This window comes from Ralstonia sp. 22086 (assembly GCF_052045975.1).
Lineage (GTDB): Bacteria > Pseudomonadota > Gammaproteobacteria > Burkholderiales > Burkholderiaceae > Ralstonia > Ralstonia wenshanensis.
On record NZ_JBQEPZ010000001.1, the window covers coordinates 839,638 to 859,079 of the forward strand.

Genomic DNA, 19,442 nt, shown 5'->3' on the forward strand with positions numbered 1-19,442 from the left:
CTGCCCGTGGCGGTGTTCACGGCGAGGCGCTTGCTGCGGGCTATAGTGGTCGCATTGTTTCGTCCTCGACGCTTTGCCATGACTTCCGCCGCCACAGCCCCCGCCGATCTCCCTCAGCCCTTGGAGCAACGCATCGACGTGCTCGTCGTGGGCGCGGGGCCGGTGGGCCTATTTGCAGCCTTCCAGGCCGGCGTGCTGGGCATGTCGTGTGTGCTGGTGGACGCATTGGACCGCCCGGGCGGCCAATGCACGGAGCTGTACCCGGAAAAACCGATCTACGACATCCCGGCGCTGGTCTCGTGCACAGCTCAGGAACTCGTCGACCGGCTGATGGCCCAGTGCGCGCCGTTCAACTACCCCATCCTCTGCGGACGCCGCGCCGAAACCGTCGAAACGCTGGAAAGCGGGCACGGCCAGCGCTTTCGCGTCACCACCAGCGCCGGCGACGTGTTCGACTGCGCCGCCGTACTCATCACGGCGGGCAACGGCGCGTTCACCCCACAACGCGTGGCCTTGCCTGAAGCGGCCGCGCTGGAAGGTCGCCATCTGCACTATGCCGTGCGCGACACCGCGCGCTTTGCGGGCAAGCGCGTGGTGATCGCAGGCGGCGGCGATTCCGCACTCGACTGGGCGCTCGCGTTGCGTAAGGTGGCCGCACGCGTGACGCTGGTCCATCGGCGAGAGGGCTTTCGCGCCGCCGATGCGAGCGTCGCTGAAATGCGCGCCGCCGTCGCCGCCGGCGAAATGGATTTTGTGCTCGGCATGATTTCGCGCCTGGACAGCACGCCCGACGGCACGCTCACCGGCGCGGCCATCCGCGGGCGCGACGGCGAAACCGTACTGCCCTGCGACGAACTGATCGCGCTGTATGGGCTGGTTTCCGAGCCTGGGCCCATTGCCAACTGGGGCGTTGAGATGCGCGCGGGCCGCATCACTGTCGAAACGACGGCGTATGAGACGTCGCGCCCCGGGGTGTTCGCCGCAGGCGATATCGCGCTGTATCCGAACAAGCAGAAGCTGATTCTGTCGGGCTTCCATGAGGTGGCGATGGCGCTGCGCCGGGCATACCGCTACGCGAATCCGGATAAGACGCTCGTGCATACGCATTCGAGCAACGATGCGGGGCTGCAGACGAAGCTGCATGTAACGGCGGAATAAGGTCTCGCATGCGCGCGCCGTCGCTCTACGAAACTGTGCTTGGCGCGCGATATGCGGAACTGGCGCCGGCCGTGCAGACATTCCACCGAATGACCGGCGTGGTGACCCTGCACGGCGAGGTCGAAACAGAACCGCCCGCCTCGCGCCTCGCACGGGTGCTTGCATGGTGCATTCGCACGCCACGGACACCGACGCGTGGCCCGATCCGGGTCACGCTCCAAACCGCCGCCATGGAAGAAACCTGGACGCGCGATTTTCCCCGACACACGATGCGCTCAACCTTGTCGCTGCGGCATGGGCGCCTCACGGAGCGGCTCGGCGCGGTGCGTCTGTTCTTTGCGCTCGAAGCAGAGCACGGTGTGTTGCAAATGCGCCTGCAAGGCTTGCGCTTCCTCGGTATCCCCTGCCCAGCATGGCTGCGGCCGGCCGTATTGGCCGAGGAATCCGGCGACGGTGACCGCTTCCACTTCAACATACGCGCCAGCGTGCCGTTACTGGGCGTGGTCGCGGCGTATCGAGGCTATCTCGACCTGGCGACGTTGGAGCACGAATGATCGTTGTCTACCGTGCCATCTACCGTGCTCTTCGCGCGAGACGGCCGTGCGTAGCATGAAAGCGCCGCGCGACCCGCGCATGCTGCCGACGCCCGGCGCAGCACAGCGGTTTCTTCATCGAGCCTGCCGCTCAGCGCTGCAAGCAGAACGCTTCAATCAGCGCGGCCACCTGCTCCGGCTGATCGTGATGGAGCATGTGCCCCGCGTCTGCAATCAGCACCTCACGGAAATCAGGAAACGCCGCAAAGCGCGTCTTGAACTCGGCCAGCGGCACGTCGCCCGCGATCGCCTTCAGCGTGGGCGAATCGACGGCCTCGACGTGCAGCACGGGCGCGGCAACACGGCGCCAGATTTCCATCACCTCATCCAGCCGATAAAGCTGCGGATTGATGATCTTGTGCGCAGGGTCACCAAGGATCTCCCAGCGCCCTTCGGCGTTTTGGCTCGACCAGTGCTGCGCCAGAAATGCCGCCTTGTCGGCCGGCAGGCGCGGGTTGGTCTTCTGCAGGCGCGCGGCGACGTCTTCAACGGTAGCGTAGGTGTTCAGGCGCGGCTTGTCCTTCAGCTCGTCGAGCCAACGCGCATAACGGCGCGGCGCCTGCGATGCCTTCGACGCCGACATGCCGAAGCCCTCCAGATCCACCACGCGCCGCACGCGCTCGGGCCGGATACCCGCGTACAGGCAAACCACGTTGGCGCCCAGGCTGTGCCCGACCAGTGTCACCTGGCCCTCCGGCTGATAGTGATCAATGATGGCTTCGAGGTCCGCCACGTAATCGGCAAACCAGTAGCTTTCCACACCTGGCGCATCGGTCGGCCGGGCAGACTGGCCGTAGCCGCGCCAATCCGGTGCCACGATATGCCAGCGCTCGCGCAGCGCATCGACCAGAAACTGGAACGATGCCGACACATCCATCCAGCCATGAAACAGGAAGAGGATGGGCGCCCCCGGCTCGCCCCATTCGCGGATGTGGTAGCGCAGACCGCGCACGGGCAAATATGTCGAACTTGAGGCCTGACGTGCGGCAGGCTGCGTGGTGGAGTCCATGGTTTCCGTCACCGAATAGAAATCGAACGATCGTTCTTTTTCTAGGGATTATAGCGGCGGATGGGCAACGCCGTGGCGCTTAGAACGAGGCTTCCAGCGCGGCAATTTCGTCGTTGTCGAAACCGGCCTGGCGGCGCGCCTCCAGGTTGAATGGCCCGCGCAAACGCGGCGCACCGTATTGCTCGGCCAGCTTGCGATACGTCGGCACTGGGTCCAGCCCCGCGCGCTCGCAGAGCCAACGGTACCAGCGGTTGCCGACCGCCACGTGGCCGATCTCGTCCCGCAGGATGATGTCGAGGATGCCCGCAGCGGCCATATCGCCCGCCTGGGCGAGCTTGGCGCGGATCGGCGGCGAGGCGTCGAGCCCGCGCGCCTCCAGCGTGCGCGGCACCAGCGCCATGCGCGCGAGCGGATCGGCGGCGGTTTTCTCCGTCATCTGCCACAAGCCGTCGTGGGCGGGGTGATCGCCGTAGCGGCAATCGAGCGTTGCCAGATGGGCGGCAAGCAACGAAAAGTGCGTCGCCTCTTCCGCCGCCACGCGCGCCCAGTCTTGGTAGAACGCCACGGGCATCGCCGCAAAACGCCACACGGCGTCGAGCGCAAGGTTGATGGCATTGAATTCGATGTGCGCGAGCGCGTGCAGTAACGCGCCCCGGCCCCGTGGCGTATCGATCGCACGACGGCGCGGAACCTCGGAAGGCGGCACGAGCACCGGCGCGTCTGGGCGGCCCGGGACTCCGCTTTCGGGTGCTGCAATGGCTTCGTCAATACCCCAGCTCGCGTCGTCGGCGCACTTGGCGCGCTCGCCCAGATGCAGCGTGGCGTCCACCTTGCTGGCTGGATCTGTGAGACACAGGGCCGCCAAGGCAGCATGGCGCAGCGTGTCGGAAGGCGTTTTGGGGCAAGGCTGCGGAGCGGTCATCAGCGTACAATTTGGACTTTCCGCCATTTTAATTCGACGCGTCGGCTTGCCTTGCCCGGCAAGCTTGAAGACGCGCCCTTTTCCCCCATTTACGCAGATTCTGGAGACCGATCGCATGGCCCTCTACCAACTCGGCGATGTTGCACCGACCATTGACGCCAATGCCTATGTGGCCCCCGAAGCGACCGTCATCGGGCGCGTGGAGCTGAAAGCACGCGCAAGCGTGTGGCCCGGCGCCGTCATCCGCGGCGACAACGAGCCGATTACCGTGGGCGAGGCCAGCAACGTGCAGGAAGGTTCGGTGCTGCACACCGACCCGGGCTGCCCGCTGGACATCGGCGACCGCGTAACGATCGGCCACCAAGCCATGCTGCATGGCTGCACGATCGGCGAAGGCTCGCTGATCGGCATCCAGGCGGTGGTGCTCAATCGCGCGGTGATCGGCAAGAACTGCCTGGTAGGTGCGGGTGCGATCGTGACGGAGGGCAAGGTCTTCGAAGACGGCACACTCATTCTGGGCGCGCCTGCGAAGGCCGTACGCAAACTGACGGAAGACGACATCGCCAAGATGCACCTGAACACCGAAACGTATGCGGTGCGACAGGCGATGTACAAGCAGCAACTGAAACGGATCGATGGATGACTGACGAGCTGAAGAAATTTGTATTCGACGCCGCGCCTGTGCGCGGTGAACTGGTGCGCCTGGAAGGAACGTGGCAAGAGGTGCTGAGCCGCCGCCGCTACCCCGCCCCAGTCAGCACGCTGCTGGGCGAGATGATGGCCGCGGCCGCACTGCTGTCTGCCAATCTGAAGTTCAACGGCGCGCTCGTCATGCAACTGCACGGCGACGGCCCGGTACACATGCTGGTCGTCGAGTGCAACTCCGACCTGTCGATGCGCGCCACCGCCAAGATTGCCGAAGGCGCAGAGATTGCCGACGACGCCACGCTGGCCGCCATGGTCAACGTGCACGGCAACGGGCGCTTCGCCATCACGCTCGATCCGCAGGACAAGCTGCCCGGCCAGCAGCCGTATCAGGGCATCGTGCCGCTGTCGGACGAGAACGGGCCGCTCGCCACCATCACCGAAGTGCTTGAGCACTACATGCAAAGCTCCGAGCAGCTCGACACGCGCCTGTGGCTGGCGGCTGACAACAAGGTCGCGTCGGGCATGTTGCTGCAACGCTTGCCTTCATATGGGGGAGCCATGGAAGGCCGCACGGGCCATGTACCCGCGCAGGTTGGTGAGACGGGCCAGCCGCTGCACCAGGACGTGCAGGAGCAAGACCTCGACACGTGGGAACGCGTTTGCCAGTTGGGCAAGACGCTGCGCCGCGACGAACTGCTCGAGCAGCCGATCGACACGCTCATCAAGCGCCTGTACTGGGAAGAAATGGAAGCGGCCGGCATCCGCATGTTCGAGCCGCAGAGCCCGCGTTTCCGGTGCTCGTGCTCTCGACTGCGCGTGGGCTCCATGCTGCGCACGCTGGGTCAACCCGAGGTCGACAGCATTCTGGAAGAGCGCGGCAAGGTAGAAATCGACTGTGAATTCTGCGGCCAGCATTACAGCTTCGACGCTGTGGATTGTGCGCAACTCTTCGCACAAGAGACCGTCGCGCAAGGCATCCAGAGCGCGTCCGAGCAGCGTCACTGAATACAAGCGACATAGTATGAAGTGCGCGTGGCGCGCGGCACTTATCGGTGCCGGCCACGCTCTAAATCGCCAGATTCTTCATCTGCCGCTTGCTGCGGAGCGCACCATGTTTAAGCTCATTTCCTCGCCCTTGCGATCGTTGAATTTTTCTCGCGCCGGCGCGCTGGCGTTGCCGCTTGCGGCGGCGCTGCTGGCGTCGGCCTGCGTTGCCGTCCCGCGTGGCCCGGGCGGCATGCCCTACACCGCCCGGCTGTCGGACGATACGCAGGCCGCGGCACCGGCGCCGCTGTCGGCCGAAGATCGCAAGAAGCTGGATGCGCTGAACGCCAAGGCGCTGCGCGAATCGGATCAGGCCATCCGACGCGACGCAGAAGCGCGCGCCTATGCAGCCACGCCGTACTACGCGCCGTATCCGTACTACGGGGGGTATTCGGTGTATTACGGCAGCGGATGGCACCACCGTGGCGGCTGGGGCGTCAGCTACGGGGCGCCCGTGTGGGGCTATCCGTACTACTGGTAAATCCCGGAAGTTGCCCTGAAGGCGATCGCGTCTGCAGGACGCGTCGCATAGCAGACTCAGTGATGCGCCTGCTGGCCCGCCGGAGGGGGCGGAGGTAGCGGAGTTTCGCTGGTTTTCGGGGCCGGCGCGACGAACTGCACGAAGCCTTCGTCGTCTTTCACCATCCCCAGTTCATAGCGCGCGCGCTCTTCAATGGCGCCCGTGCCTTCCTTCAAATCCTTCACCTCGCCTTCAAGCTTGGTGTTGCGCTGCTTCAGTTCAGCGTTGCGCTGATTCTGCGCCGTCACCTGCTTCTGCATATCCCACACGCGCAGCCAGCCGCCCTTGCCCAGCCAAAGCGGGTACTGGATAGCAAGCAGCAACAGCAGCAGGAACAGCGTAATCAGGCGCATAGAGACAAGCGTTGGCAGTACTCGGGCCCCAAATACCATGCGACCGCCAGAGCGGCGGTCGCACAGTCATGCGGAGCGAAACTGCGAGGGATTATCGCAGGTTATAGAACGCCGACTTGCCCGGGTAGCTGGCGATATCACCGAGGTCCTCTTCGATGCGCAGCAGTTGGTTGTACTTGGCCATGCGATCCGAGCGCGACAGCGAGCCGGTCTTGATCTGGCCGGCGTTCGTGCCAACGGCGATGTCGGCGATCGTGCTGTCTTCGGTCTCGCCCGAGCGGTGCGAGATCACGGCAGTGTAGCCGGCGCGCTTGGCCATCTCGATGGCAGCGAACGTCTCGGTCAGCGTACCGATCTGGTTGATCTTGATGAGGATCGAGTTGGCAATGCCCTTCTCGATGCCTTCCTTCAGGATCTTGGTGTTGGTGACGAACAGATCGTCGCCCACCAGCTGCACCTTCTTGCCGAGCTTTTCGGTCAGGGCCTTCCAACCGGCCCAGTCGCTCTCGTGCATGCCGTCTTCGATCGACACGATCGGGAACTTGTCAGCCAGATTTGCCAGGTAGTTGGCGAAATCTTCCGACGACAGCTGGAGGCCTTCGCCTTCGAGGTGGTATTTGCCGTCCTTGTAGAACTCGGACGCGGCGCAATCGAGCGCCAGCAGCACGTCTTCACCCGCCTTGTAGCCAGCCTGCTCGATGGCCGACAGGATGGTGTTCAGGCACTCTTCGTTGCTGGCGAAGTTCGGTGCGAAGCCGCCTTCGTCGCCCACGGCCGTGCTCATGCCCTTGTCAGCCAGGATCTTCTTCAGCGCGTGGAAGATCTCCGCGCCGCAGCGCAGGGCTTCACGGAAGCTCGACTGGCCGACCGGCATCACCATGAATTCCTGGATGTCCAGGCTGTTGTTGGCGTGTGCGCCGCCGTTGACGATGTTCATCATGGGCACCGGCATCTGCATGGCGCCCGAACCGCCGAAGTAGCGATACAGCGGCAGGCCGGCTTCTTCGGCAGCGGCCTTGGCAACGGCCATCGACACGGCCAGCATGGCGTTGGCGCCCAGGCGGCTCTTGTTCTCGGTACCGTCCAGATCGATCAGGGTGCGGTCCAGGAACGCCTGTTCCGACGCGTCCAGGCCCATGATGGCCTCGGAGATTTCGGTGTTGATGTGCTCGACGGCCTTGAGCACGCCCTTGCCCAGGTAGCGCGACTTGTCGCCGTCACGCAGTTCGATGGCTTCACGCGAGCCGGTGGATGCGCCCGACGGCACCGCTGCACGGCCCATCACGCCCGATTCCAGCAGCACGTCGCATTCGACGGTGGGGTTGCCGCGCGAGTCCAGCACTTCGCGACCGATGATATCTACGATGGCACTCATGAAAATCCCTCTTGGTGTCTTAAAGCAGGTAACGCTACGAGGTCGACAGGCAGCTCAAACGCCTTCGACCACGATCATGTTCATGTTGGCAGCCTTGGCGCGCGCGTTGCGCGCAGCGAGATACTCCTCGCTGTCGTAGAACGACTTGGCAGCGTCGTAGCTCGGAAACTTGAGCACAACGATGCGGGTAGGGTTCCACTCGCCTTCCAACTGCTCCGTCTTGCCGCCGCGCACCAGCGGCTCGGCGCCATGCGATTGCATGGCTTTGGTCGACAGCGTCTTGTATTGCTCGTACTGCACGGGGTCTGTCACGTCCACGTACGCGAGGATGTAGCCAGCGGCCATGTGTCTCTCTCCGGATGCCGAAACGAAAACTGAACTGGGCTGAACCGAAAACGACTGCGGCGGCTAGTGGAGCCGCCGGTCATCGGGAAGAATCAGTCGAACTGATTTTCCAGGAAACCGCTGCGCTTGGTGAGCGCGTCCAGTTCTTTCAGTACTGACAGCAAGTCTTTCATGCGGCGCAGCGGCACGGCATTCGGGCCATCTGATTTTGCGCATGCGGGATCCGGGTGCGTTTCCATGAAGACGCCCGAAACCCCTACGGCGATAGCGGCACGAGCCAGCACCGGCACGAACTCACGCTGGCCGCCCGAGCTGGTGCCCTGGCCGCCCGGCAACTGCACCGAATGCGTGGCATCGAACACCACCGGCGCCCCCGTCTCGCGCATGATCGCCAGCGAGCGCATGTCCGACACGAGGTTGTTGTACCCGAACGAGGCGCCGCGCTCGCAGGCCATGAAGTTGTCTTCCGGCAGGCCGGCATCGCGGGCGGCGTGACGCGCCTTGTCGATGACGTTCTTCATGTCGTGCGGCGCGAGGAACTGACCCTTCTTGATGTTGACGGGCTTGCCGCTCTGCGCACACGCACGGATGAAATCGGTCTGACGACACAGGAACGCCGGCGTCTGGAGCACGTCCACGACTTCGGCCACCGGCTTGATCTCGTCGATGTCGTGGATGTCGGTCAGCACCGGCACGCCCACCTGACGACGCACTTCCGCCAGAATGCGCAGCCCCTCGTCCATGCCCAGACCGCGGAACGACGCGTCCGACGACCGATTCGCCTTGTCAAACGACGACTTGTAGATGAACGGAATGCCCAGTGCGCCCGTGATTTCCTTGAGCGTGCCGGCGGTGTCGATCGCCATCTGCTCCGATTCGATCACGCAGGTGCCGGCAATCAGGAAGAACGGTTTGTCGAGGCCGACTTCGAAATCGCAGAGTTTCATGATGTTCCCGTCTGCCAGCGCTTAGGCGACAGCGCGTTGCGTGTTCTGCTGGTGATGCGCCAGCGCGGCTTCAACGTAGGCTTTGAACAGCGGGTGGCCGTCGCGCGGCGTCGAGGTGAATTCCGGGTGGAACTGCACGCCGACGAACCACGGGTGCATCGACGCCGGCAGTTCCATCATTTCCGGCAGGTTTTCCGACGGCGTGCGCGCCGAGATGATCATCCCGGCCTTTTCCAGCTGCGGCACGTAGTGGTTGTTCACCTCGTAGCGGTGACGATGGCGCTCGTTGACTTCCGCGCCGTAGATTGCCGCTGCCTTGGTGCCGGATTGCACCGGCACGCGCTGCGAGCCCAGGCGCATGGTGCCGCCCAGATCGGAGTCGGCCGAGCGTTTTTCGACGCGGCCATCGCGGTCCAGCCATTCGGTGATGAGCGCGACCACCGGATGTTCGGTCTCGTCGTTGAACTCCGTGCTATTGGCGTCCTTCATGCCGGCCAGATGGCGAGCGAATTCGATCACGGCCAACTGCATCCCCAGGCAGATGCCCAGGTACGGCACGCCTTTTTCGCGGGCGTACTGAATTGCGCGGATCTTGCCTTCCGTACCACGCTTGCCGAAGCCGCCCGGCACCAGAATGGCATCCAGTGTGTCCAGCACCTGAGTATGGCCCGATTCCAACTCCTCGGAATCGATGTACTCGATATTGACGCGCGTCGAGGTATGCAGGCCGGCGTGGCGCAGCGCCTCGATCAGCGACTTGTACGACTCGGTCAGGTCAACGTACTTGCCGACCATGCCGATGGTGATTTCGTGCTGCGGATTTTCCAGCGTGTGCACCATGTGCGCCCACACCGACAGGTCCGCCGGCGGCGCTTCGATGCGCAGCTCTTCGCAGATGATGCGATCCAGCCCCTGCTCGTTGAGCATCTGCGGGATCTTGTAGATGGTGTCGACGTCCCACACCGAGATGACCGCGTCCTGCGGCATGTTGGCAAAGAGGGAAATCTTCGCGCGTTCATCGTCAGGGATCGGGCGGTCGGCGCGGCACAGCAGCGCGGTCGGCTGCACGCCGATTTCGCGCAGCTTCTGCACCGAGTGCTGGGTCGGCTTGGTCTTCAGCTCGCCGGCGCTGGCAATGAACGGCACCAGCGTCAGGTGCGCGAACGCCACCTGGTTGCGACCCAGGCGCAGGCTCATTTGGCGTGCGGCTTCCAAGAACGGCAGCGATTCGATATCGCCCACCGTACCGCCGATTTCCACGATCGCCACATCGGCCTTGCCGTCGTGCGAAGCCGCTGCACCGCGCTCGATGAACGCCTGGATTTCGTTGGTGATATGCGGAATGACCTGCACCGTCTTGCCGAGATACTCGCCGCGACGCTCCTTGCGGATCACGGATTCGTAAATCTGGCCGGTGGTGAAGTTGTTCGCCTTGCGCATCTTGGCCGAGACAAAACGCTCGTAATGGCCAAGATCGAGGTCGGTTTCTGCGCCGTCCTCGGTCACAAACACTTCGCCGTGCTGGAACGGGCTCATCGTGCCCGGGTCGACGTTAATGTAAGGATCGAGTTTGAGGAGGGTGACTTTGAGGCCGCGCGACTCAAGAATGGCCGCGAGCGAGGCGGCGGCGATGCCCTTGCCGAGTGAGGACACTACGCCACCGGTAACGAATACGAACTTGGTCATGACCTAGCTTGCCGGGGAAAGCCGGATTATAGCAAAGGTCCCCTCACCAATCCGTGACAGAACGGTGGAATTTGCCCCCGACCAGCCTCGCCTATGCGGCGTGCCGCATGGCGCCTGTGTTGGCGCGCATTTCGTTGATCAATTCGCGGATCAACTCAGCCGTTTCGAGCGGCTTTTCCATTGGATAAAGATGGCTACCTTCGATCCAGCGCAGCCTGCCGCCGACGATGCGCCGGGTGGCACCCAGCCCGACCTGGCGAATCTCGCGCGAACGGGTGCCCGCCACAAAGCTGACGGGGAACGCCGTGCCGCCCGCGACTTTGCGCCCCATGTTGGTCGGCAACGTCCGGTAGATCTGGTATTCGATTTCGCGTGAGAAACGCAGTGTGCGCTCGTGGTCACGGCCCGTGGGCTCGGTGCCATGTTCGACATAATCGCGCAGCACGTCTTCGTCCCAACGATCGAACTTGCGCTTGGCCTTGAAGTGGCTCCAGACGGCGTCGCGATCGGGCCACAGATGGCGCCGGTTCTTCGTCGCTGCAGCAGGCGATTGGCTCTCATCGATGTCCAGCCATTGCGCCACGCGCAGCAGCTTGGCGCGCCACCCGGCAATGATCGGCGAATCGAGCATCACGACGCCGCGCACGCGCTCGGGCCGGCGCAGCGCCGCCATCAAGCTCAAGAAGCCGCCCAGCGAATGGCCCACCAGCCAGACCGGCTCCGCCTGCGCGTCGATTTCGGCGAGCAGCTCCTTCACCAGACCGGGCCACGAACGGGTCACTGGAAAACGCGGGTCGTGACCAAAACGCTCCACGGCGCGGATGTCGAATTCGTCACCCAGCACGCCCAGCATCTTGCGATACGTCCCCACGGGAAAGCCGTTGGCATGCGAAAAAAGCATCACATCGCGCATCGCAGATCCTGTGCCGTTCAGTGCGACTTTTGCGATCCGCCAGCCACGCGCTGGATCGTGGACACCTGCTCCAACGCTGGGCCGGGCGCACGATCCGGCGCGGCTGGAACGTCGGCGGCGGGCGGTGCAATGCGCACGGGCTCGACCTCTGCGGAAGAATGGCCCTCGCGGCGCAACGGGTGCGAAGGCGAAGTGCCGGTTTCCCAGTCCGGATCGTCGATCTCGGCAAACACCTGGCGCAGGCGCTTGCCCCACGTGCCGCGAATCATCGTGAAATATGGGTTCTCTTCGTCGATGGCGACAAAGCGCGTCACACGCAGGGAGTCGGCCTCATAGACCAGCAAATCCAGCGGCAAACCCACGGAAATATTCGACTTCAGCGTCGAATCCATCGAGATCAGCGCGCACTTTGCGGCTTCGTCCAGCGGCAGCCCCGGGCTGACCACGCGATCGATGATCGGCTTGCCGTACTTGGCCTCGCCGATCTGGAAGTAGCAGTTCTCGGGCGTGGCTTCAATGAAGTTGCCTGCTGCGTAGACGTTGAACAGGCGCGGGCGCTCTGCGCCAATCTGCCCGCCAAAGATGATGCTGACGTTGAAGTCGATCTTGGCCTTGGCCAGCGCCGCGGCATCGCGGTCGTAGACATCGCGCACGGCCTCGCCAACGATTGTGGCTGCCTCGAACATGTCCCGCGCCGTCCATAGCGAGCGGGGCTTGCCGCGCGCTTCGGTCAGCACCTGACGCACCGCCTGGCTGATGGCGAGATTACCGGCCGTCAGCAGCACCATGACGCGATCGCCTTCGCGCTCGAACACGGTCATCTTGCGAAACGTGGAAATGGCGTCCACGCCCGCATTCGTGCGGGAATCGGACAGGAACACAAGGCCTGCGTCCAGGCGCATGGCGACGCAATAAGTCATGGGCGAAGCAACAAACGGAATCGGTAGGTTGAAGGCATTCTAGCGCGCCGATCGGAACCCATCCGCGCGCTTGGAAGAGGTGCTCAATTCACTCGAGCCGCCTCGACGGGCAATGGCTCAATGGAAATGCTGACATCCAGCGTCTCGGCACCCCCGCCCTGCCGCACGCCGCGTACCGGTGCTGCCGACTGGTAATCGCGCCCGACCGCCAACCGGATGTGGCGGGCATCGGTAAAGCACTGGTGGGTGACGTCGATGCTGCACCAGATGTGCGATTCGGCATCGAGGCAAACGTCGGCCCACGCGTGGCTGGCGAGGTCTTCTTCGCCCACGGCGTGGAAATAGCCGCTGACATAGCGCGCCGGCACGCCCAACGCCCGGCAGCACGCGACCATCACCTGCGCCTGGTCCTGGCATACGCCCGTGCCCAGGCCAAACGCCTCCGCTGCGGTAGTGCCGACGTGAGTGGTATTCGGCTTATAGCTCACGCGCTTGGCGATAGCTTGCGCAAGCCGCACGGCAGATTCCGCGTCTCCGAGCACCAGCGCGTGCTCGCGCGCGAAGTTGATCATCTCGGGCGGCGCGGAAGTCAGCGGCGTGGCACTCAAAAAGTACAGCGGCGATACGCGATAGCGCCCTTGCCCAGGCGCATCGACAAACCGTTGACTGCCCGGCGAGCCCGCAGGAAACGCCTCGACAACGCCGCGCGCGTCGATGATGACGTCTTCCGTACGGTTGCCGAGGGTGAAGTGATGAACGACGTTGCCGAAACCGTCGGTGGCGCGCGTGAGGTTACCGGGCGCATGGATCTGCCAGGTGTCCACCTGCTGCAGCTCGCCGCTGCGAGGTGTCAGCCGCAGCTCGTGCACGCTGTGGCGCAGCGGCTCGGCATAACGGTAGACCGTCGTATGTCGAATTTGGTATTTCACGATGACACGGGCGCCACCCGAAAGCGGCGCCCCGATGTATGCACGTTGTCCTGCACGTCACGCCACCTCGAGCGGCACCAGGAAATCCTGGCTGATGCCGTTGCCTAGGTCGCCTATCCGCTCCAGGAAGTTGGTCAGCCAGGCATGCAGGCCAACAGCAAAAATATCTTCGATGCGGGCGTACCGCAGGTCGGCGTGCAGTTTACCAGCGCGACGTTCAGTCTCTGCCGATTGACTGTTGCGCACTGTCGAAAGAATCTCGACCACCTCGTCCATGCTGGCCAGCAGCGACCGCGGCATGTCGCTGCGCAGAATCAGCAGCTCCGCCACGCGCGTCGGCGTGATGACGTTGCGATAAATCTTGCGGTAGACCTCGAAGCCCGACACCGAGCGCAGCGTGGCAGCCCAATGGTAGAAGTCGCCCTGCTCCGCCGCCGTTTCATCGCGCGTAGGCGTTGATTGGAATTTCACGTCCAGCAGCCGCGCAGTGTTGTCGGCGCGCTCCAGAAACGTGCCCAGGCGCATGAAATGGAACGCGTCGTCCGTCAGCATGGTGCCGACCTGCACGCCGCGCGACAGATGCGAGCGGAACTTCACCCACTCAAAGAACTGAGACGGATCATCGCGCAGCATGCCTTCGGCAATCAGGCGCTGCACATCCAGCCACGTGGTGTTGATGGTCTCCCAAACCTCGGTCGTGATGGAGCCGCGAACCGCCCGGGCGTTCTCGCGCGCGCCGCGCAGGCAGCTCATGATCGACGACGGGTTGGTCATGTCGCGCACCATGAAATCGATCACATCGTCGCGCGAGAGCAGGCCATAGCGCTCGTCAAAGACCTGCGTCAGTTCGGAGATGTCGAGCATTGCCCACCAGCCCTGCTCGGCCACTTCCGCGGATTGCGGCAGCAGCGAGGTCTGGTAGTTCACGTCGAGCATGCGGGCGGTGTTCTCGGCGCGTTCGGTGTAGCGCGCCATCCAGAAAAGGTGGTCTGCGGTGCGGCTGAGCATGGCGTTCCCTTCTACGTATTCGATAGGCGATTGATCGATTGCCTGTTGCGACACTGCGCGAGCGTTCAGCGCTCCAGCACCCACGTATCCTTCGTCCCGCCGCCCTGCGACGAGTTGACCACCAGCGAGCCGGCGCGCAACGCCACACGCGTCAGGCCACCGGGCACCATGCGCACATCCTTGCCGGATAGCACGAACGGCCGCAGGTCGATATGGCGCGGCGCGATACCGGCTTCCACATACGTCGGGCAAGTCGACAGTGCCAGGGTTGGCTGGGCGATGTACTGATCGGGGCGAGCCTTCACCACCTCACGGAAAGCGGCAATCTCCTCCTGCGTGGCCGCCGGACCGACGAGCATGCCGTAGCCGCCTGCACCGTGCGTTTCCTTGACCACCAGTTCGCCCATGTGGTCGAGCACGTATTGCAGGTCGTCGGGGCGACGGCACATGTACGTCGGCACGTTATTGAGGATCGGCTCCTCGCCGAGGTAGAAGCGGATCATGTCCGGCACGTACGGATAGATCGACTTGTCGTCTGCCACGCCGGTGCCGATGGCATTGCAGATGGTGACGTTGCCCGCGCGATAGACCGACAGCAGCCCAGCCGCGCCCAGCGAAGAATCCGGGCGGAACACCAGCGGATCGAGGAAGTCGTCGTCCACCCGGCGGTAGATGACGTCGATGCGCTGCGGGCCCTGCGTCGTGCGCATATAAAGGTGATCGTCCTGCACGAAAAGATCGTGCCCCTCCACCAGCTCCACGCCCATCTGCTGCGCAAGGAACGCGTGCTCGAAATACGCCGAGTTGTACATGCCGGGCGTAAGCACCACCACCGTCGGGTCGGCGATGTTCTGCGGCGACACGCTGCGCAGCATGTCGAGCAGCATGTCGGGGTAATGCGCGACGGGCGCCACACGATTGCGCGCGAACAGCTCCGGAAACAGCCGCATCATCATCTTGCGGTTTTCCAGCATGTACGACACACCCGATGGCACGCGCAGGTTGTCTTCCAGCACGTAGAACTCGCCCTCGCCGGCACGCACGATGTCGATGCCGGCCACGTGCGCGTAGATGTCGCGCGGCACGTCCACGCCGAGCATGTCGGGGCGGTATTGGGCGTTGTTGTAGATCTGATCGGGCGGAATGACACCGGCGCGCAGGATGTTCTGCTCGTGATAGATGTCGTGCAGGAAGCGATTGAGCGCATCGACGCGTTGCCGAAGGCCGCGCTCGAGCGTGGCCCACTCGCTGGCCGGGAAGATGCGCGGAATGATGTCGAACGGAATCGTGCGCTCGGTGCCGCTGTTCGATTCGTCCTTGTCGCCGTACACAGCAAAGGTGATACCGACGCGGCGGAAGATCAGGTCTGCCTCGGCGCGCTTGTTCTGCAGCGTCGTGGCCGATTGCGCGCCCAGCCATTCGGCGAAACGTCCGTAGTGGCCGCGTACCTCGCCCTGCTGGACGAGTGCTGCCGGGGCCGGTTCGGCGGCATGGGGGTTGCGGCCCCCGTCATGCCAGTTGAGCATTTCATCGTAGAACCGGACTGCCATGCTTTTCTCCCCCTGACGGCGCCGCGCGATGTACGCGGCACGTGGTTTTTATAGCACAGCGGTTTTGACCCCCACAATGGGGCCAACCCGTTATGCCACCAAGTTTCACGGCTGGGCGTCGACGGCGCCGGCGGCCGTTGCCAGGGGTTCGACTTCCTGCGCGGAAGACCAGTACCGCGGCCGCATGGTGCGCGCGGTCTGGACGTTCAGCACATCGCCGCCGGTCTCGATGACGACGGCACCGGTCTTGTCCGTGCGCAAACCGTCGATGTCGCGCGCCACATAGCGCTGCCAGACCTGCGGATGCGGATGTCCGTACCGATTGCGGTAGCCGACCTGGAAAACCGCCACCTGCGGAGAAACCGCGTCCAAGAACGCGCCGCTGGAGCTTGTCTTGCTGCCGTGATGCGGCACAAGCAAGATGTCTGCCATCAGTCGCTCAGGCGTTTCAGCGGCGATCAGGGCGCTTTCCTGGGCGGCTTCGATATCGCCCGTCAGCAGCGCAGCATGGCGGCCATTGGCGATACGCAGCACACAACTGCGAGCATTGCTGGACACGCGCTCGCTTTCAGCGGGCAGGCGCAGGGGGTGCAGCACCTCAAAGACAACGCCGTCCCACGTCCATGTTTGCCCAGCCAAACAATCGGCAAAGCGGACGCCGCTTTCATCGGCCACGCCGCGCAAGGCGTGTCCCGGAGGCAAAGACGCCAACATGGTGCGCACCGGCACCGCACCGATCACCGTTTCGGTGCCACCGGCGTGGTCGCTGTCTTCGTGGCTGACGACAAGCGTGTCGAGCGATTCCACGCCGTGGCTGCGCAGGTAAGGAGCGATGACGCGGGCGGCAGCATCCGCGTGATCGCCGTAGCGCGGGCCGGTGTCGAACAGCAGACGATGGTTGGCGGTTTCGACCAATGCTGCGGCACCTTGCCCGATGTCGAACGCGACAAGCCGGAATTCGCCGGGTAATGGCATTGGCACCCGCGCCAGCACCAGCGGCAAGAGGAGCAAGGCGCCCTGAGCGCGCCACGCCCATGCACGCACGCCACCGGGCACCAGCAATAGCGCTACGCCAAGCAACGACAGCAGCAACGCCCACTTGGGCGCGGCCGGCGCAACCCACACCGCCCAGCGCGGCTGCGCCAGCCACTCAAGCCAAACCGCCAGCCAGCGGAAGCTCGCCTCGGCCAACATCAGCACGGGCTGCGCCAGCGGATCAGGGAGCGCTGCGCCGATCAGCGCCAACGGTGTCGTCACGAAACTGACCATGGGGATCGCCAGCCCGTTGGCCGCCGCAGAGACGACCGACGTCTGCTGGAACAGCAGCAAGGTCAACGGCAACAAGCCGAACGTGACGGCAAACTGAATCCGCGTAGCACCAACCACCGCTCGGCGGATGCCTTCAAATTTGCCGTCGACTTCGCCATTGCGCGTGTCATCGACAGCCATTCGGGCGGCGAAGAAGATGATCGCCACCGCGCCGAACGACAACCAGAACCCCGCCGACATGACTGCCCACGGGTCCACCATCGCCACCACTGCCGCCGCCCAGCACAGCGACAGGCTGGCCGGCACATTGCGATCGGTCAGCCGGGCGATGGCTACGGTGGACAGCATCAGCAGCGTGCGCTGCGCTGGCACGCCCATGCCGACAAGCAAGCAGTAGCCGAACGCCCCCAACATGGCCGCGACGGCACCTGCGCGCGGGGTAGGCATACGCAGCGGCAACGGCGTGCGCAGCCAGCGCGCCAACCCGAACGACCGGCGCCACAACGCCATCCACAACGCGGCAAACAGCCCGGCGATCATCGTGACGTGCAACCCTGAAATGCTGACAAGGTGGCTGATGCCTGTGCGGCGGAACAGGCCCCAGTCGTCGCGGGCGATGCCGCTTTGGTCGCCCACCACGAGCGCCACCATGACAGCCGCGTAGCGTGCATCGGGCAACGCGGCCAAGATGTGGCGCCGCACGCTGGCACGCCAGCGCTCCACGCCAATTCCAAACCCGGCACCCTCCTCATCCAGCGCGATGTTCTGCGCGCGTTTGCCTGTACGCACATAGCCGACGGCCCGGATATCGTCGGCCAGCATCGCGTATTCGCCATCGAAGCCGCCGGGGTTGGTCAGGCTGTGCGGGCGCTTGACGCGCAGCGTCAGTTGCCAGCGCTGGCCGGGTTGCAGATCGGGGATGCCGGCACGTCGATCGGGCTTTGCGCCCTCTTCGCCCACGTTGCCCCAGTTCCGCGTGCCATACCAGGACAGGCGCACGCGTGGCGGCACGGCATCACCCGCATTGCTGGATTCGATGTGGAAGAGAAAACGCGTGGCCTCATCGCCCGTCTGCGGCAGCTCGGCCACCACGCCGGTCGCGATGATGTCCTTGCCTTCCCACGCAGGACTGAGCGCCACGGCCATGCGCTGCTGCGCGCGCCAGTCGCTCCAGCCGAAACCAGCCGCAACGGTGCTGGCGACGAGCAACACGGGAAACAGCGCTGGTCGACGCCGCATGACGGCCGCCAGCGACAGACAGAGCACGAGCACGCAAAGCGGCTGCCAAACCGGCGGCAGCGCCGCCTGCATCTGCAATGCCACGCAGCCGGCAACGAAGCCGATCAACCCAAGACGCATGTGCGAGCGTCAAGCGTGCAGGAGCGCAGCCAAGCGAGGAATGGCTTCGATACTGTTGCGGCGTGCCTGGGCGGCCAGCGCGTCGATAGAGATGCCGCGCAGTTGCGCCATCGCCTCGGCGATACGAGCGACTTCGGCGGGTGCATTGCGCGCAGCGCCCTGCTCGCCGAACTGGTCGTCGGCAAGCCAGGCGGGGGCCAGGTCGGGCGCGTCGGTTTCCAGCACGATCGACTCGATCGGCATGTCCTGCGCCAGCCGACGCACCCGGTTGGCACGCGAGAAGGTAAAGACGCCGCCAAACCCGAGCTTGAAGCCCGAATCGACAAAGCGACGCGCCTGTTCCGGGCTGCCGTTGAACGCATGCGCAATACCACGCACGCCCGCCTTGGCGGCGGCGCTATGCACCTGGTCCTGCGACTTGCGCACGTGCATCAGCACAGGCAGATCGAATTCGCGTGCGATGCGCAGTTGCGCGCGGAACACGGCGGTCTGCCGTTCGACGTCGTGGTCGGGAATGAAGAAATCGAGGCCGATCTCGCCGACGGCCACGAAACGCGGGTCGTCCATTGACGCGGCGATCTGGCGGCGCAACTCGAGCAGATCGTCGTCGCTGGCCTGCGCGGCGTAGATTGGATGGATGCCCAGCGCATAACTGCACCCGGCATGCTGATGGGCCAGCGCCCGCACCGCATCGAAATTCCAGCGTGCGACCGCCGGCACGACAATGAGGTTGACCCCCGCCGCACGCGCCTGCGCAACGATCGCATCACGGTCGGTATCAAAGTCGCTGGCGTCGAGGTGGCAATGGGTATCGATCCACATAGTCCGTTCTGCGTTGGAAAAGGCGGCAACGTACCGGAAAGCGGGGTGTTCTGGAATCCGCCTTTTCCGATC

19 protein-coding genes are annotated in these 19,442 nt (G+C 64.3%); 5 read left to right on the plus strand and 14 right to left on the minus strand.

The window, feature by feature from the left end:
- Positions 1-78 precede the first annotated feature (78 nt).
- Both ACTJK6_RS03900 and ACTJK6_RS03905 read left to right on the plus strand, forming a co-directional pair.
- Positions 79-1,158 carry an NAD(P)/FAD-dependent oxidoreductase gene (locus tag ACTJK6_RS03900; RefSeq protein WP_440838384.1) on the plus strand — a complete coding sequence of 360 codons (1,080 nt, stop codon included), beginning with the start codon at positions 79-81 and terminating at the stop codon, positions 1,156-1,158.
- 8 nt (positions 1,159-1,166) lie between these two features.
- On the plus strand, positions 1,167-1,712 hold the full coding sequence (locus ACTJK6_RS03905; protein WP_322016494.1) for a DUF4166 domain-containing protein: 546 nt from the start codon (positions 1,167-1,169) through the stop codon (positions 1,710-1,712).
- 130 nt (positions 1,713-1,842) lie between these two features.
- Here the strand turns inward: ACTJK6_RS03905 and ACTJK6_RS03910 are convergent, their stop codons facing one another.
- Positions 1,843-2,760, minus strand: a complete 918-nt coding sequence (locus tag ACTJK6_RS03910) for an alpha/beta fold hydrolase (protein ID WP_316868767.1) — start codon at positions 2,758-2,760, stop codon at positions 1,843-1,845.
- 79 nt (positions 2,761-2,839) lie between these two features.
- Positions 2,840-3,682: a ferritin-like domain-containing protein gene (locus ACTJK6_RS03915; protein WP_440838385.1), complete on the minus strand. Its 843-nt coding sequence runs from the start codon at positions 3,680-3,682 to the stop codon at positions 2,840-2,842.
- Between the two features lie 115 nt (positions 3,683-3,797).
- On the opposite strand from ACTJK6_RS03915, the gene ACTJK6_RS03920 reads away from it, so the two are divergent.
- From ACTJK6_RS03920 to ACTJK6_RS03930, 3 genes are all read left to right on the plus strand, one after another.
- Positions 3,798-4,325: a gamma carbonic anhydrase family protein gene (locus ACTJK6_RS03920; protein WP_440838386.1), complete on the plus strand. Its 528-nt coding sequence runs from the start codon at positions 3,798-3,800 to the stop codon at positions 4,323-4,325.
- Positions 4,322-5,335 carry an Hsp33 family molecular chaperone HslO gene (gene hslO, locus ACTJK6_RS03925; protein ID WP_440076912.1) on the plus strand — a complete coding sequence of 338 codons (1,014 nt, stop codon included), beginning with the start codon at positions 4,322-4,324 and terminating at the stop codon, positions 5,333-5,335. Before ACTJK6_RS03920 ends, hslO begins: the two co-directional genes overlap by 4 nt.
- Positions 5,336-5,441: 106 nt before the next feature.
- Positions 5,442-5,855, plus strand: a complete 414-nt coding sequence (locus ACTJK6_RS03930) for a hypothetical protein (protein WP_414560452.1) — start codon at positions 5,442-5,444, stop codon at positions 5,853-5,855.
- A 56-nt stretch (positions 5,856-5,911) separates the two neighbouring features.
- Here ACTJK6_RS03930 and ftsB read toward each other — a convergent pair whose 3' ends face one another.
- The 12 genes from ftsB to ACTJK6_RS03990 all read right to left on the minus strand — a co-directional run bounded on the left by ftsB (position 5,912) and on the right by ACTJK6_RS03990 (position 19,370).
- On the minus strand, positions 5,912-6,247 hold the full coding sequence (ftsB, locus tag ACTJK6_RS03935; RefSeq protein ID WP_012435260.1) for a cell division protein FtsB: 336 nt from the start codon (positions 6,245-6,247) through the stop codon (positions 5,912-5,914).
- A gap of 91 nt (positions 6,248-6,338) precedes the next feature.
- On the minus strand, positions 6,339-7,622 hold the full coding sequence (gene eno / locus ACTJK6_RS03940; protein WP_009238483.1) for a phosphopyruvate hydratase: 1,284 nt from the start codon (positions 7,620-7,622) through the stop codon (positions 6,339-6,341).
- Between the two features lie 54 nt (positions 7,623-7,676).
- Complete coding sequence (locus ACTJK6_RS03945; RefSeq protein WP_440076911.1) at positions 7,677-7,967, minus strand: DUF1330 domain-containing protein; 291 nt, start codon at positions 7,965-7,967, stop codon at positions 7,677-7,679.
- A 92-nt stretch (positions 7,968-8,059) separates the two neighbouring features.
- A complete protein-coding gene (gene kdsA / locus ACTJK6_RS03950) occupies positions 8,060-8,914 on the minus strand; it encodes a 3-deoxy-8-phosphooctulonate synthase (RefSeq protein ID WP_316877855.1) in 855 nt (284 codons plus the stop codon).
- A gap of 21 nt (positions 8,915-8,935) precedes the next feature.
- Entirely contained in the window at positions 8,936-10,600 is a 1,665-nt protein-coding gene (locus ACTJK6_RS03955) for a CTP synthase (RefSeq protein ID WP_232042442.1), read from the minus strand.
- Between the two features lie 91 nt (positions 10,601-10,691).
- The gene (locus ACTJK6_RS03960) at positions 10,692-11,513 is read right to left on the minus strand and encodes an alpha/beta fold hydrolase (protein WP_440076910.1); all 822 of its coding nucleotides are present in this window, start codon (positions 11,511-11,513) and stop codon (positions 10,692-10,694) included.
- A 17-nt stretch (positions 11,514-11,530) separates the two neighbouring features.
- Entirely contained in the window at positions 11,531-12,433 is a 903-nt protein-coding gene (locus ACTJK6_RS03965) for a peptidase (protein ID WP_316868760.1), read from the minus strand.
- Between the two features lie 83 nt (positions 12,434-12,516).
- Complete coding sequence (locus ACTJK6_RS03970) at positions 12,517-13,362, minus strand: transglutaminase family protein (protein ID WP_343619079.1); 846 nt, start codon at positions 13,360-13,362, stop codon at positions 12,517-12,519.
- Positions 13,363-13,419: 57 nt separating this feature from the next.
- On the minus strand, positions 13,420-14,370 hold the full coding sequence (locus ACTJK6_RS03975; RefSeq protein ID WP_232042438.1) for an alpha-E domain-containing protein: 951 nt from the start codon (positions 14,368-14,370) through the stop codon (positions 13,420-13,422).
- A gap of 65 nt (positions 14,371-14,435) precedes the next feature.
- A complete protein-coding gene (locus ACTJK6_RS03980; protein WP_260802704.1) occupies positions 14,436-15,920 on the minus strand; it encodes a circularly permuted type 2 ATP-grasp protein in 1,485 nt (494 codons plus the stop codon).
- A gap of 105 nt (positions 15,921-16,025) precedes the next feature.
- On the minus strand, positions 16,026-18,548 hold the full coding sequence (locus ACTJK6_RS03985; protein ID WP_440838387.1) for a DNA internalization-related competence protein ComEC/Rec2: 2,523 nt from the start codon (positions 18,546-18,548) through the stop codon (positions 16,026-16,028).
- Between the two features lie 9 nt (positions 18,549-18,557).
- Positions 18,558-19,370, minus strand: coding sequence for a TatD family hydrolase (locus tag ACTJK6_RS03990; RefSeq protein WP_440818230.1), 813 nt, complete (start codon positions 19,368-19,370; stop codon positions 18,558-18,560).
- Between the last annotated feature and the right edge of the window lie 72 nt (positions 19,371-19,442).

What these genes read in the sequence shown, in the direction of transcription:
- ACTJK6_RS03900 (WP_440838384.1), top strand. Translation starts at nt 79, where the DNA reads ATGACTTCCGCCGCCACAGCCCCCGCCGATCTCCCTCAGCCCTTGGAG.
- ACTJK6_RS03905 (WP_322016494.1), top strand. Translation starts at nt 1,167, where the DNA reads ATGCGCGCGCCGTCGCTCTACGAAACTGTGCTTGGCGCGCGATATGCG.
- ACTJK6_RS03910 (WP_316868767.1), bottom strand. Translation starts at nt 2,760, where the DNA reads ATGGACTCCACCACGCAGCCTGCCGCACGTCAGGCCTCAAGTTCGACA.
- ACTJK6_RS03915 (WP_440838385.1), bottom strand. Translation starts at nt 3,682, where the DNA reads ATGACCGCTCCGCAGCCTTGCCCCAAAACGCCTTCCGACACGCTGCGC.
- ACTJK6_RS03920 (WP_440838386.1), top strand. Translation starts at nt 3,798, where the DNA reads ATGGCCCTCTACCAACTCGGCGATGTTGCACCGACCATTGACGCCAAT.
- hslO (WP_440076912.1), top strand. Translation starts at nt 4,322, where the DNA reads ATGACTGACGAGCTGAAGAAATTTGTATTCGACGCCGCGCCTGTGCGC.
- ACTJK6_RS03930 (WP_414560452.1), top strand. Translation starts at nt 5,442, where the DNA reads ATGTTTAAGCTCATTTCCTCGCCCTTGCGATCGTTGAATTTTTCTCGC.
- ftsB (WP_012435260.1), bottom strand. Translation starts at nt 6,247, where the DNA reads ATGCGCCTGATTACGCTGTTCCTGCTGCTGTTGCTGCTTGCTATCCAG.
- eno (WP_009238483.1), bottom strand. Translation starts at nt 7,622, where the DNA reads ATGAGTGCCATCGTAGATATCATCGGTCGCGAAGTGCTGGACTCGCGC.
- ACTJK6_RS03945 (WP_440076911.1), bottom strand. Translation starts at nt 7,967, where the DNA reads ATGGCCGCTGGCTACATCCTCGCGTACGTGGACGTGACAGACCCCGTG.
- kdsA (WP_316877855.1), bottom strand. Translation starts at nt 8,914, where the DNA reads ATGAAACTCTGCGATTTCGAAGTCGGCCTCGACAAACCGTTCTTCCTG.
- ACTJK6_RS03955 (WP_232042442.1), bottom strand. Translation starts at nt 10,600, where the DNA reads ATGACCAAGTTCGTATTCGTTACCGGTGGCGTAGTGTCCTCACTCGGC.
- ACTJK6_RS03960 (WP_440076910.1), bottom strand. Translation starts at nt 11,513, where the DNA reads ATGCGCGATGTGATGCTTTTTTCGCATGCCAACGGCTTTCCCGTGGGG.
- ACTJK6_RS03965 (WP_316868760.1), bottom strand. Translation starts at nt 12,433, where the DNA reads ATGACTTATTGCGTCGCCATGCGCCTGGACGCAGGCCTTGTGTTCCTG.
- ACTJK6_RS03975 (WP_232042438.1), bottom strand. Translation starts at nt 14,370, where the DNA reads ATGCTCAGCCGCACCGCAGACCACCTTTTCTGGATGGCGCGCTACACC.
- ACTJK6_RS03980 (WP_260802704.1), bottom strand. Translation starts at nt 15,920, where the DNA reads ATGGCAGTCCGGTTCTACGATGAAATGCTCAACTGGCATGACGGGGGC.
- ACTJK6_RS03985 (WP_440838387.1), bottom strand. Translation starts at nt 18,548, where the DNA reads ATGCGTCTTGGGTTGATCGGCTTCGTTGCCGGCTGCGTGGCATTGCAG.
- ACTJK6_RS03990 (WP_440818230.1), bottom strand. Translation starts at nt 19,370, where the DNA reads ATGTGGATCGATACCCATTGCCACCTCGACGCCAGCGACTTTGATACC.